The organism is Streptomyces sp. NPDC043853, from assembly GCF_056436025.1.
Genome location: NZ_JBWKDJ010000004.1, coordinates 287641 through 300379, shown reverse-complemented (window position 1 = coordinate 300379; position 12739 = coordinate 287641). Strand labels below are relative to the sequence as shown.

Below are 12739 nucleotides of genomic sequence, written 5' to 3'. Positions count from 1 at the left end.
CTAGAGGCGCTTGGCGCTCCGCAGCGTGGTCGCGTAGTAGCCGTTGCCGTCCAGGCGCGAGGTGCCGCCCTTGTCACCGATGGTCGGACCGTTGGCCTCCTCACGGCTGGAGATGAAGATCTTGTGGCCGTCGGTGTCGGTGCCCAGGTAGATGCCGGTGTGGTCCAGGCGCTCCCCGGTCCGGGCGTCCAGCTTGAAGAACAGCAGGTCGCCGGGCTGCAGCACGTCGATCGAGGACGGGCGGCCGGCCGCGCCGACCCCCTTCAGCGGGATCACGTTCACGCCGGTCTTGGAGCGGGCCATGCCGTTCGCGGTGCGCGGCAGTCCGTCGCCGGACGTGTCGTTGGCCATCAGCGGGAAGCGGGCCCGGTAGCCGAAGACGGTACGGACGAAGCCGGAGCAGTCCATCGACCGGGCGCGGATCTTCTCGGGCTGCTGGGTGGTGCCGTTGCGGAAGGTGTACGGGATGCCGAGGTAGTCGTAGAAGTCGGACTCCTCCAGCCGGTAGTCGTTGCCGACGGAACCCTTGGGGTTGATCGGCCCGAAGCTCGCGTCGCCGGCGTAGGCGACCCCGCTCGCGTCCTTCTTCACCGGCGCCTGGTCGCCGTACTGGAAGGCCATGGCGAAGACGTCGTCCTCCTCGCTGCGGAAGTACTTCTTGAACCAGTCCTTGAACCACTGCTCGCGCTCGGCGCCCTGCCGCCACTCCTCGGGCATCAGCCGCACCCAGTCGGTGGTCACCACCCGGGTCTTGGTGGTGGCGGGCTCGGTGAAGGTGCGGCTGGGGCCGGTCAGCGTCGCCGTGCGGGCGCCGTCGGTGAAGGTGGCGAGGATCGCGCCCTTGCCGTCGCGCAGCACGGAGCGCTCGGGGTTCTTCAGCCGTTCCCACTTCTGCGCGCCGTCGCCGCCCTGGGCCCCGCCGCCGTTCGGGGTGTCGGTCACGGACATCACGGCCGGCGCCTTGGCCTGCTCCTCCTTGCGCAGCTCGACGGTGAAGTACGCGCTGCCGGCGATGAGCGCGGTCAGGACGACGGCGTGCAGGACGGGACGGGTACGGCGTTTGGCGGTCATCGGTCGCTTCCGGAGGCGTGAGGTCGGGGAGGTCAGGCGTGCGGCATGACGCCGAGCAGGATTCCGGCGGTCAGCACGATGTACGTCATGAGGGTCGCGGAGCCGGTCGCCAGCAGGGTGGCGCCCTTGGGCTGGCGGACCAGCTGGTAGGCGATCAGGCCCGGCACGATGAAGCCGAGGGTCTGGTTCGCGTAGAGGAGCGGGAACTCCATCTGGAGCACGATCACCACGGCGCCCTGGAGCAGGACGCCGATCAGCACGACCGCCGCGAACAGCCGCTTGCCGTAGAGGATCACGAAGCGCTGGACGAGGAGGGTGAGCACGTAGGTGAGCGCGGTGACGCCGACGACGATCGCGGCCCGCTGGAGGTCCTCGATCAGGGTGAGGGCGAGCCAGCCCGGTGTGATCATGCCGCCGGGGGACAGGTTCGTCGTCAGGTAGCAGACGAGCGAGAACAGGAGCCCCAGGGCGATGCCGATCGCGGCGATCTCGGGGGTGAGGACGGCGGGGATCAACGGGGTTCTCCTGAGCTGGGCCACTGCGGGGCCGGCGGGTTGTCGTGGTGCGGCTCGTACGGGCGCACGTACTGCTGGGGAGCGTCCTGCACGTACTGCTGGGGAGGCCGGGGCGGTTGCGGGACCCGGGGCTGCTCGGGCGGTCGCGGCTGCTGCGGCGGCCGGACGGGCCACACCTCCGGCTGCAGCTGCTGGGGGTGGGGCTGGGGCTGCGGCCGGGGCGGCAGTTGCGGCAGTTGTGCCTGCTGCGGCTGCACTTGCCGTTGCGGCTGTTGCGCCGGTTCCTGGTGGGTGGCCGGCCAGAAGGCCAGGTGCGCGTAGTCCTGCGGGATGCCCGGCCGCTGCTCCGGCATCCGCGGGGGTCCGTACTGGCGGCGGCGGGCCTCCTCGGCGGCGCTCAGCTCGGCGTACGGGTCCAGCGGGCGGGTGTAGAGCGGCACGGTCTGGTCGTGCCGCGGTGCGGGAACGCCCTGGAACGGCGCGGCCGTCGCGGGCTGCGGGGCGGCCGGCCGGGCGGGGGCCGGCGGTGCCGGTTCGCCGTCCTCCTCGAAGGACGGCAGTTCGGCGAGGTGCTCCAGCAGGATCTCGCCCTGGCCGTGGATGTTGCCGATGGCGACCAGGGAGGACTCCGGCCCGAGGTGGCCCAGCAGCTCGTGCATGAACTCCTCGCCGTCCCGGCCCTCGCCGCCGAGGTCCACCGCCCGGTCCCGCCACTGCGCCGGGATGGCGTCGATGGCGCTCTTCGCCGGGTGGCCGATCACGAACACCTTGTCGGGCTGCAGGTCGGGCACGATCTGGCCCATCTGGCCGTTGCGCTCGACGCGGTCCGGGCGGCAGTTGATGACCACGTTCAGCGGGCGGCTGATCGCCCCGAGGTCGAGCAGCTGGTTGATGTTCATCAGCGTCGACTCGGGGTCGTTGGCCGCGAAGACGTTGGCGAACCGCACGCGCTTCCCGCCCGGGGCCACGTACCGCTCCACGGACAGCACACCGGGGTCCGGCGGGGCGTCGTACATGCCCTGGAGGGCGGTGTCCCGGTCGATGCCCAGCAGTTCGGCCACGGTCAGCGCGATGGCCACGTTCTCCTTGAACGTGAACCAGCTGAAGCCGCGCAGCTCCTCGTCGCTGACCGTCTCCGGGTCGGCGTAGATGAGCCGGCAGTCCCGCGCGTCGGCCTCCTCCTGGAGGATGTGGAAGCGGTCCTTCTCGGCGGTGACGCAGATGCCGCCGTGCGGCATCGAGCGGGACAGCGAGCGGCCGATGTCGTCGAGGGTCGGGCCCATCTCGGCCACGTGGTCCTCGCGGACGTTGCACAGCACGCCGATCGTGGACTGGATCAGCTTCGCCTGGTTGAGCTCCTGCAGCGGCGGCATGACCGCCATGCACTCCATCACCAGCGCGTCGGGCCGGTAGGCCGCGGCCCGCCGCACGATGCCGATCTGCTCCACCACGTTGGCGATGCCGAACTTGCGGTAGACGGGCTCCTCGGTGGCGTCGGGGTGGATGAACCGGGCCGCGGTGCCGGTGGTCTTGGCGACCGTCACCAGCCCGCCGCCGCGCAGCGCCCCCGCACACAGGCGGGTGATGGAGCTCTTGCCGCGGATGCCGTTGACCAGCACCCGGGTGGGTATCTCGTTCAGGTTGGCGAAGTGCCGCCGCTGTTCGACGACGCCGGCGACCAGCATGATCAGGCTGCTCACGAGGAGCACGATGTAGAGGAAGAGCACGCTGATCAGTTCCTTCCGGCCCGGTGGGCCCGGTCGGCGTGTGCGGTCTGCTCGGGCTGCCCGGTCTGTCCGTGCTGCCCGTGCTGCTCGGGCTGTCCGTGCTGCCCGGCGGCCTCGCGCTTGCGGAGCTCCACCAGCTGCTGCCGGATGACCTCCAGGCTCCGGGTGACGGCGCCGACCTCGTCGTGGTGCCGGGGGAACAGCACGGTGCGGCGGTCGCCGTCGGCCAGGGCCTCGGCGCGCGCGGTGAGTTCCCGCAGGGCCCGGACCACGATGATGTGCAGCCAGCCGAGGCAGGCCACCGCGGCCGTGAGGCCGAGCAGGCCGGCCAGCACCGTGCGGTTCTGCGCGTTGTACTCGGGGATGGCCAGGCCCTTGGCGGGCTGCCAGCTCACCACCGTCCAGGCCAGCGGCTTGGCGGCGCCGCCGCCGGCCATCGGGACGGCGGCGGCGACGGTGATGTCGTCGCCGCCGCCGCCGCGCAGCAGCACGCTGCTGGGGCGCGGGCCCATGCCGACCTTCTGGTTGGCGCCGGAGACCAGGGCGCGCAGGCTCTCGTTCGGCAGCTTCTCGAAGGCCAGGTAGCCGTTGTTGCCGGCGATGACCCGCTGCTCCTCGTCGAGGACCCGGATCTCGCCCAGGCCCGGCCGCTTGAGCAGCGAGTTGAGGAAGTCGATGCGGAGCTCGCCGACGACGTACGCGCCCTTGAGGCCGGGGGCCGGGGCGTATTCGACGATGACCGGCTCGTTGCCCGATTCGAGCAGCACCACCGGGGTGGCGGAGGGGCCCTTGCCGCTGGGGTGGTGCGGCTCGGCGCCCGCCCGTGCGGTGATGCCGCCGTCGGCGCGCAGGACGTAGAGCGAGGCGTAGCGCGGGTGCTGGGTGAGGGTGCGTTCCAGGACCGTGGTCACGTCGGCAGGGCTGCTGCCCTCGCTGATCAGCAGGCCCACGGAGGTGAGGTCCGCGTGGCCCTCGTTGAGGGCGCGGCGGATCCGGTCGGCCATCGTGTCGGTGCGTTCGCGCTGGTCGTGGATGATCGACTGCGGTACGGCGACGTGCTCGCCGGCCCGGTTGAGCAGCAGCACCAGCGGCGCGGACCACAGCAGCAGGAGGGCGCCGCAGGCGGCGACCAGGGCGCGGGCGCCGATCCGGCCGCGGCCGCGGCCCGGGTCGTGGCCTTCCTGGTCCTCGGGGGCCTCGCCGAGCAGCTGCCGGCGAAGCCGCTCCAGAGCGGTGCCGATGCGGGCGGCCTCGCCGTAGCGGGGGCGGTTGACCGGGCGCCGGAGGTCGCCGCGGCTGATCCGGCGGCTCTCCAGGAAGAGGGCGAGCAGGGGCCGCTGGACGGTGCCGATGAGCAGGGCGACGGCGAGCAGGCCGACGAGGAGCAGGGCGCCCGCGGCGGCGATGCCGAAGGACGCGTCGAGGGCCGCGCCGCTCTCCTCGGTGACGGTGAGGAGGGAGACGACGGTCAGCCCGAGGGAAGTGGCGTCGGTGCCCTTGCCGGCTTCGGGCCCGGCCAGGGACGCGTAGCCGACGACGGCGCGTTCGCCGTCCTCACCGGGACCGAGCAGGCTGCCGCTGACGCCGAGGAAGCCGCCGCCACCGGGCTCCTTGGTGGTCAGCGGATGGGCCTTGGTCTTCTTCGCGGCGTTCTTGGCGAACTTCTTGAGCTGCTTGCGGGCCTGTTCGGTCTCGGCCTTGACGTCGTCGGACTGGATCTGTTCGTCGTTGGCGAGGCCGTCACTGCTGAGGATCTGGCCGGAGGAGTCGGCGACGGCGATGGCCCGGAACTTGCCGAGGCTGATGCCGGGGAACTTCAGGCTGCTGGAGGCGACGAGCAGCATCTGGGGCCGTCCCGGCCAGGACAGGACGGCGAAGGTGAGCAGACGGGTCTCGCCGTTCTCCAGCCGGACCATGCGGGGGGCGAGGCCGCCGGGTTCGCCGAGCTTGCCGCGGTCGATGACGGTGAGCGGGAGGTTCTCGCCGCGCTGGGCCTCCAGCCGGCCGGAGTTGATCTCGATGACCGCCGTGCCGCGCCACTTCTGGTAGACGTTGCCCAGTTTGTCCAGGACGGTGTCGGCGGTGACGGGCGGGCCGGCGTTGAAGAGGGTCGCGGTGCGCGAGAGGTCGGTGATCGACTCGTCGAGCGAGGCGCGCAGGGCGATCGCGCCGTCCTCCGCGAAGTGCTGCTGGGAGGTGCGGACGGCTTCGCTGACCGGGGCCGTGGCCACCTTGCCGAGCAGGGCGGTGAGGGCGGCGACGGCGAGCAGCAGTGCTGACAGCGCGGCGATCGGCGGGCGGATGCCGCCGAGCAGCGACATGTCCGCTCTTCGGCGGGCTTTCTGCTGCCGCTTCGTGCGCGACGCGGACAAGGAGCGCTCCTGTGGTGTGTACGGGCTCGGTGAGGGCGGGGGCGGGGGACGGCGGTCGGGCGGCGGGGTCCCGGCCCGGGGGAGGAGGCCGGGCCGGGGGCCGCGGGTCAGTCGGGGATGCGTTCGAGCGGCTCCAGGCCGTCCGCGCCGGCGCCGCGGTTGAGCAGGGTGCCCTGGGTGCGGTCGTAGGCGAGGCGGAAGCGGGCGCGCCGCTCGTCCGAGAGCTCTCCCTGGTTGCCGGAGCCCTTGAGCGCCGCCGCGAGGTCGATCAGGCGGTGGTCCTTGACCTGGCCGGGCTCGGGGAGCTTCGGCCCGTTCGCCGTCTGCTCGGGGTCCGGCGGGAGTTCGACGAAGGTCGGCACGTAGCGGGGCCGTACGTCCCACTTGCCGTTCTTCTCGGTGAACTCGAACCAGCCGATGACGCCCTCCTCGGACAGTCCGCTGGGCACCTCGTGCCGGGCGAGCTGGTTGCCGAGCCCGTACGCGATCCAGGTGTCGCCGACCTTCTCCATGGGCTGCACCACATGGGCGTGGTGGCCGATGACGAGGTTCACGCCGGTCTTCTTGGCGATCTTCTTGCCGAGGCTGAGCTGGAGCGAGTTGGGCGCGGGCTGGTGTTCCTTGCCCCAGTGGATGCTCAGGATGACCACCTCGGCGCCGGCCGCGCGGGCGGCCTTCTCGGCGGCGGAGATGGAGTCGAGCGAGGTCTTGTTGACCAGCCAGGGCTTGTCGGCGGGGACCTGACGTCCGTTGAACCCGCCCGCGAAGGAGATCTGGGCCACCTTGACGCCCTTGACGTCCATGATCAGCGGCTTGCCGCCCTCCTGGGCGTCGCGCGCGGACCCGGTGTGCTTGAGGCCGGCCTTGTCCAGGGCGTCCAGGGTGTTGCGGACTCCGCCCTCACCGTGGTCGAGGGCGTGGTTGGAGGCCGTCGAGCAGGTGTCGTAGCCGATGTCCTTGAGGGTGGTGGTGATCTGCGGCGGGGCGAGGAAGTCCGGGAAGCTCCGGAACGGTCCCTCGGGCTTGCCGAGCACCGGCTCCATATGACATATCGCCAGATCTGCCCTGCTTATGACCGGTTTGATCCCCGCCATGATGGGGCCGAAGTCCATGTCCTTCTTGCCGGCCGCCTTCGCGTCCAGTTGGGCCTGGGCGGTCAGCTCCGGGTGGATGAGGACGTCACCGGCGGCGGCCACGGTGAACGACCGGCCGCCCGAACCTCCGGCCTTGCCCATGTCTCCGTCGGTGTCCGCGCCGCCGCCGAGCAGGCTGCAGCCCGTGAGGGCGCCGGTCAGCAGGAGCGCGATCATGCCGATGCGGAGTCGGTGGGGTGAGGGTCTGGTCGTCACCACGATAGTTTTATATGGCCATGACTTTCTTTCGCCCTTCGTCGCCCCCGAGACGAATAACGATTTCAGCAATTTTGGTGGTGGCGGCCGTCCTCACCGGAATTGTGGTGTATTTCATGCTCCCGGCTGCGCAACCCTCTGGCGGATCGGCGAAGGAACCGTCCCGCGAGACGGCCGCCGCCGCAGTTGATCTAGAAAAGCGTATTGCCGAGTTCACGCAGAGTTTCGGTGAACGGGGTGGCTACCGCATTCCCACGGAGCGTGAACGGCGCGCCGTGGTCGGCGGGGTCGCCCTGGTGCTGGACGGCCGCTTGGAGGAGGCGAGGGCCAGGCTGGCAGAGGTCGATTTCGGCGTGCAATCGATCAAGGATTCCGTCACCGGTCGGCAGTACGCCGAGGTGGCCGACGCCGCCGCCCGCTCGGACGGCGCCAATCGCGGATGGGGCCGGGTGTACGTCCACCTGGAGGCCAAGCCCGCCTGGATCGTACAGGTGCCGCACCCCGTGGCCGACCAGAACACCGAGCGCCTGGGCGCCCAGGTGCTGCGCGGGGCCCCCGGCGGGGTCCTGGTGCTGGCCGGGGCGCACCGCAACGCGGTCGAGGGGGGCGCCGCGGACGTGGCCCACCGCACCGACTCGGTCTTCCACGACGTGATCGGCGAGCTGATGAACCGGCGCCTGCCCGGCGTGCAGCTGCACGGGTTCGCGAACTCCTCCATCCCCGAGTACGACGCGGTCGTCTCCACCGGTGCGGGGGACCGGGCGGTGAGCGAGGCCAAGCTGCTCTCCCGCGAGCTGGACGAGCGGGGGCTCGACGTGTGCCGGGCCTACGCCCGCAAGTGCCGCCTGGCCGGGGCGTCCAACGAGCAGGGGCTGCTGGCGGCCGAGGAAAAGCTGGGCTTCCTCCACCTCGAGGTCAGCAGGCGCAACCGGATCCAGGACGGGCGGCTCGACGAGGTCGCGGAGGCGATCGGCGTGCTCACCCAGCGGTGGGCCAAGGACTGACCGGCCGGGCCACCGGGTGCACATACGCCGCGCTCTGCCTAGGATCCCAAATAGTCCGATTGGATGCGATTGGATGCGATTGGGTGCCCGATGGGCGCTTTCCCTGAAGGAGTGACGACGGGATGAGCCAAGAGCAGAAGAGGCCCGACCTCCGGGAGGCCCTGGGGGCCGGCGAAACCCGCCATGCCCCCCTGCCGCCCGGCCACCACGGCTTCGACGGCCCCGTCCGGACCAAGGTCAAGGGCGGACTGCACACAAAGGCGGACCTCAAGCGGGCCGGCACCCCGCAGGGCGACCGCATCGGCGAACGCACCAGGGGCCTCAGCTAGCCCGGGGCGGGAGCCTGCGCGCGAGGACTCCGGTTCGAGGAGATCGGCTCTTCGGACCGGCCCTGCCGGTACACCCGCCGTGGGGCCGGTCGAACGTCAGGCCCGGCGGCCCCCGTGCACAGATGCCGCCACCGCAGATGCCGCCACCCCGGGGTGGCGGGCCCCGAGGGCCGAGAACGCAGGCCGGCGCAGCGCCTCGGCGAGTGATTCGCGCCAGTCGGGGAGTGCGGGCAGACCTGCCGCGGCCCAGCGGGTCTGGCCGAGGACGCTGAAAGCCGGCCGGCGGGCGGGGCGCGGGTAGGCGGCCGTTGTGGTCGGGCGTACGCGGTCCGGATCCAGTCCGCTGAGTTCGTAGGCCGCGCGGGCCAGGCCGTACCAGGTCGTGCGGCCGGCCGCGGTCACGTGGTAGACGCCGGGCGGAGCCTGACCGGAGCGTCCGAGCACCACCAGCTGCCGAGCCAGATCGTGCGTCCAGGTGGGCTGCCCGTGCTGGTCGTCGACGACGTCCACGGTGCTCCTCAGACGGGCCAGGCCGAGCACGGTGGCGACGAAGTTCCGCCCGTGCTCGCCGTACAGCCACGCCGTGCGCACGATGTAACCCGTATCGGGCAGGAGATCGACGACTGCCCGTTCGCCGGCCAGCTTGCTGCGGCCGTACGCGTTGACCGGACCGGTCGGGGCCGACTCCGGGTACGGCTCGGTGCCGTCTCCGGGCAGGACGTAGTCGGTGGAGACGTGCAGCAGCCGGGCGCCGGTCTCCCGGCAGGCGAGAGCCAGATTGCGCACCCCCGTTCCGTTGACGGAGGTGGCGGCCGCCTCGGCGGTTTCGGCGCCGTCGACGTCCGTCCAGGCCGCGCAGTTGACCACCACGTCGTGGCCGGCCACCGCGGCGCGTACCGCCTCCCGGTCGGTGATGTCGAGCCCCGCCCGGTCCGGAACCGTGACCCTGGCACCGGCCAGCGCGGCGTGCACATCGCGGCCGAGCATCCCGCCGGCACCGGTGACCAGCCAACGCGTCATGAGAGCGCCGCCCGGGCCTGCAGCGGCTCCCACCAGGCACGGTTCTCGCGGTACCACGCGACGGTGGCGGCCAGCCCCTCCGCGAACGGGACCTCCGGCCGGAAGCCCAGCTCCCGCTCGATCCTGCTGAGGGCGAGGGAGTAGCGCCGGTCGTGTCCCGGACGGTCCGGTACCTGACGGACCGTCTCCCAGCCGCGGCCCGTCGCTTCCAGCAGCATGCCGGTGAGTTCCTTGTTGGTGATCTCGGTACCGCCCCCGATGTGGTAGACCGCGCCGGCCCGGCCGCCGCGGAGCACCATGCCGATGGCCCGGCAGTGGTCGGACACGTGCAGCCAGTCGCGGACGTTGCCGCCGTCGCCGTAGAGCGGGACCGTCCGCCCGTCCATCAGCCGGGTGATGAACAGCGGAATGACCTTCTCCGGGAACTGGTGGTGCCCGTAGTTGTTGGAACAGCGGGTCACCACCACGTCCATGCCGTGCGTGCGGTGGCAGGCCAGGGCGAGCAGATCCGAGGCGGCCTTGGACGCGGCGTACGGGGAGTTGGGGCTCAGCGGCGCGTCCTCCGCCCAGGCGCCCTCTTCGATCGAGCCGTACACCTCGTCCGTCGAGACGTGCACGAAACGGCCCACCCCGTGCTTCCGCGCGGCGTCCAGCAGGATTTGAGTGCCCATCACATTGGTCCGTACGAACGGCACCGCCCCGGAGATCGAGCGGTCGACATGGGACTCCGCGGCGAAATGGACGACCGCGTCTTGGCCCGGCATCACGGAATCCACCACGTCGATGTCACAGATGTCGCCGAGGGTGAAGGCGTATCCCGGATGGCCGGCCACCTCGTCGAGGTTTTCGAGGACACCCGAATAGGTGATTCTGTCGAGCACCGTAATCCTGCAGTCGGGATACGTCGCGAGCGTCGAGCGGACGAATTCCGAGCCGATGAAACCGGCACCGCCGGTGACGAGGATGCGCATAGTCCGCGAATTCTAGCGGCGATTGGCGTGCGGCACGGGCGCCGCGACGTACTACGCTCGCCTCCGTGAGAGGAATTGTGCTGGCCGGTGGCACCGGATCACGGTTGTGGCCGCTCACCCGATCGGTGTCCAAACAACTGCTGCCGGTTTTCGATAAACCGATGATCTACTATCCGCTTTCCACTCTGGTGATGGCGGGCATCACGGAAGTCCTCATCGTCACCACGCCCGGCGATCGGCCGCAGTTCGAGCGCCTGTTGGGCGACGGCGACCAATTGGGACTCCGCCTCGAATACGCAGTCCAGGAGCGCCCCGAGGGCATCGCCCAGGCCCTGCTCATCGGCGCCCCTTTCCTCGGCGACGAGAGCGTCGCCCTGATCCTGGGCGACAACGTCCTGCACGGCAGCGGACTCGGCACGAGACTCGCCCAGCAGACCGACGGCAAGGGCGGCAGGGTGTTCGCCTACCCCGTCGCCGACCCGTCGGCCTACGGCGTGGTGGAGTTCGACGGGTCGGGCCAGGTGCTGAGCATCGAGGAGAAGCCCGACCGCCCGAAGTCCAGATACGCCGTCCCCGGCCTCTACTTCTACGACAACCGCGCGGTGGGGATCGCCCGGGAGCTGAAGCCCAGCGCACGCGGCGAGTTGGAGATCACCGAGGTCAACCGCGCCTACCTGGAGATGGGGGAGCTCCACGTCACCCGCCTGGACCGCGGCACGGCCTGGCTGGACACCGGCACCTTCGGCTCCCTGGTCCAGGCTTCGGAGTTCGTCCGGGTCATCGAGGAGCGGCAGGGCTACAAGATCGGCTGCATCGAGGAGACGGCCTGGCGGTCCGGGCTCATCGGCGACTCCCAGCTGCGGCGACTCGCCCAGCCCCTGCTTCCCAGCGGCTACGGCCGGTACCTGCTGGGCCTGCTGGAGGAGGGCGAGCGGTGAAGGTCCGCGAACTGACGATGGCGGGCGCCTACGAGATCGCCCCACAGCTGCACGGAGACCCACGCGGACTGTTCACCGAGTGGTACCGCTCCGACCACCTGGCGGAGGCGGTGGGCCGGCCCTTCCACCTCGCCCAGGCCAACCTCTCCGTCTCCGCCAAGGGCGTGGTGCGCGGCATCCACTTCGCCGACGTACCGCCCGGCCAGGCCAAGTACGTGACCTGCGTCCGCGGGGCCGTACTGGACGTCGTCGTGGACCTGCGCAACGGCTCACCCACCTTCGGCCGCTGGGAAGGCGTCCTGCTCGACGACACCGACAGGCGGGCCGTGTACCTCGCGGAGGGGCTCGGACACGGCTTCTGCGCACTCACCGACGACGCGACGGTGTCCTACCTCTGTTCGTCGACCTACCGACCGGCCGGGGAGCACGCGGTCCACCCCCTCGACCCCGATCTGGACATCGAGTGGCCCGCCGACGCCCCGCTGCTCTCCGCGAGGGACGCGGCGGCGCCGTCGCTGGCGGAAGCCGCGGACCGGGGGCTGCTGCCCTCGTACGAGACGTGCGCCGCGTACTGCGATACGCCGAAAACCGGCATGCGCCAAAGGAATGAAGAGCGGTGAAAAGCGGCGAGACCGCGGCTGTGCATACGTGATCTGGAATTCGCAGACTATAGGGTCGAATTGGACCGCTGCGGGCTGAAATCCATACCGCCGCGGCACGTATGCGCAGCATACGGCCGTGCGGATCCCGTGCCCACGCGGTACACCCCAGCGTACGCATGAGATCGGGTCATGCCTGCGCATCAGCTTCCAGTTCCGCAGGAAGGTTCACTGATGAAACCTGAGTCACTCCGCAGATCCTGGGTCAGGAACGCCGCAATGCTTTCGGCGGCGGGAGCCCTCGGCCTGGTCGTCAATTTCGCCTCGACGGCGGTCGCGGTGGCGGATGCGATCGAGAGGGCCGGCACTGATTGTGCCCTCAGCGTTCCGGGCCCGAACGGTGCCATGCGCGAGGACTTCCGTCCGGTCGCCTGGTGGGAGGGCAAGCCGGGAGAACGCGGCGGCGGCGGACCACGGGACCCGTGGTGCGAGGACGACGACCACGACGACCACCACCACAAGCCCGGAGAGCAGGGCCCGCAGGGCGAGCAGGGCTTCCAGGGAGACCGGGGCGAGCAGGGCTTCCAGGGCAACCAGGGCAACCAGGGTGTGCCGGGCCAGGGCGGTGAGGGCAGCCAGGGGTTCCAGGGTGAGCAGGGCTTCCAGGGCAACCAGGGCGGCCAGGGGAACCAGGGCAACCAGGGTGAGCAGGGGAACCAGGGGAACCAGGGTGTGCCGGGCCAGGGTGGTGAGGGAAGCCAGGGGTTCCAGGGTGAGCAGGGCTTCCAGGGCAACCAGGGCGGCCAGGGGAACCAGGGCAACCAGGGTGAGCAGGGGAACCAGG

Annotated in this window: 11 protein-coding genes and 1 pseudogene; 5 read left to right on the top strand and 7 right to left on the bottom strand. The window is 70.9% G+C overall.

The window, feature by feature from the left end:
* The 5 genes from AC067U_RS13580 to AC067U_RS13560 all read right to left on the bottom strand — a co-directional run bounded on the left by AC067U_RS13580 (position 1) and on the right by AC067U_RS13560 (position 7034).
* Complete coding sequence (locus AC067U_RS13580; protein ID WP_478829825.1) at positions 1 to 1071, bottom strand: C40 family peptidase; 1071 nt, start codon at positions 1069 to 1071, stop codon at positions 1 to 3.
* Positions 1072 to 1103: 32 nt separating this feature from the next.
* Entirely contained in the window at positions 1104 to 1586 is a 483-nt protein-coding gene (locus AC067U_RS13575) for a poly-gamma-glutamate biosynthesis protein PgsC/CapC (RefSeq protein ID WP_478829824.1), read from the bottom strand.
* Positions 1583 to 3313, bottom strand: coding sequence for a poly-gamma-glutamate synthase PgsB (pgsB, locus tag AC067U_RS13570; RefSeq protein WP_478829823.1), 1731 nt, complete (start codon positions 3311 to 3313; stop codon positions 1583 to 1585). The genes AC067U_RS13575 and pgsB overlap by 4 nt, the downstream gene beginning before the upstream one ends.
* Before the next feature lie 5 nt (positions 3314 to 3318).
* The gene (locus AC067U_RS13565) at positions 3319 to 5634 is read right to left on the bottom strand and encodes a HAMP domain-containing protein (protein ID WP_478830111.1); all 2316 of its coding nucleotides are present in this window, start codon (positions 5632 to 5634) and stop codon (positions 3319 to 3321) included.
* 158 nt (positions 5635 to 5792) lie between these two features.
* A complete protein-coding gene (locus tag AC067U_RS13560; protein WP_478830110.1) occupies positions 5793 to 7034 on the bottom strand; it encodes a CapA family protein in 1242 nt (413 codons plus the stop codon).
* A 353-nt stretch (positions 7035 to 7387) separates the two neighbouring features.
* Here AC067U_RS13560 and AC067U_RS13555 point away from each other — a divergent pair, with 353 nt between their 5' ends.
* Both AC067U_RS13555 and AC067U_RS13550 read left to right on the top strand, forming a co-directional pair.
* Positions 7388 to 8038: a hypothetical protein gene (locus AC067U_RS13555; protein WP_478829822.1), complete on the top strand. Its 651-nt coding sequence runs from the start codon at positions 7388 to 7390 to the stop codon at positions 8036 to 8038.
* Positions 8039 to 8160: 122 nt separating this feature from the next.
* Positions 8161 to 8367: a hypothetical protein gene (locus AC067U_RS13550; RefSeq protein ID WP_478829821.1), complete on the top strand. Its 207-nt coding sequence runs from the start codon at positions 8161 to 8163 to the stop codon at positions 8365 to 8367.
* A 96-nt stretch (positions 8368 to 8463) separates the two neighbouring features.
* On the opposite strand, the gene rfbD is transcribed toward AC067U_RS13550, so the two are convergent.
* Together rfbD and rfbB are read right to left on the bottom strand one after the other, a co-directional pair.
* Positions 8464 to 9387 (bottom strand): dTDP-4-dehydrorhamnose reductase, encoded by a 924-nt coding sequence (gene rfbD, locus AC067U_RS13545; RefSeq protein WP_478829820.1) that lies wholly within the window; start codon positions 9385 to 9387, stop codon positions 8464 to 8466.
* Positions 9384 to 10358, bottom strand: a complete 975-nt coding sequence (rfbB, locus tag AC067U_RS13540; protein WP_478829819.1) for a dTDP-glucose 4,6-dehydratase — start codon at positions 10356 to 10358, stop codon at positions 9384 to 9386. The genes rfbD and rfbB overlap by 4 nt, the downstream gene beginning before the upstream one ends.
* A 65-nt stretch (positions 10359 to 10423) precedes the next feature.
* Here rfbB and rfbA point away from each other — a divergent pair, with 65 nt between their 5' ends.
* From rfbA to AC067U_RS13525, 3 genes and pseudogenes are all read left to right on the top strand, one after another.
* Entirely contained in the window at positions 10424 to 11296 is an 873-nt protein-coding gene (gene rfbA / locus AC067U_RS13535; protein ID WP_478829818.1) for a glucose-1-phosphate thymidylyltransferase RfbA, read from the top strand.
* Between the two features lie 17 nt (positions 11297 to 11313).
* Positions 11314 to 11916 (top strand): dTDP-4-dehydrorhamnose 3,5-epimerase, encoded by a 603-nt coding sequence (gene rfbC / locus AC067U_RS13530; RefSeq protein WP_478830109.1) that lies wholly within the window; start codon positions 11314 to 11316, stop codon positions 11914 to 11916.
* A 258-nt stretch (positions 11917 to 12174) separates the two neighbouring features.
* Positions 12175 to 12739: pseudogene (locus tag AC067U_RS13525) on the top strand (collagen-like protein); the annotation flags it as partial.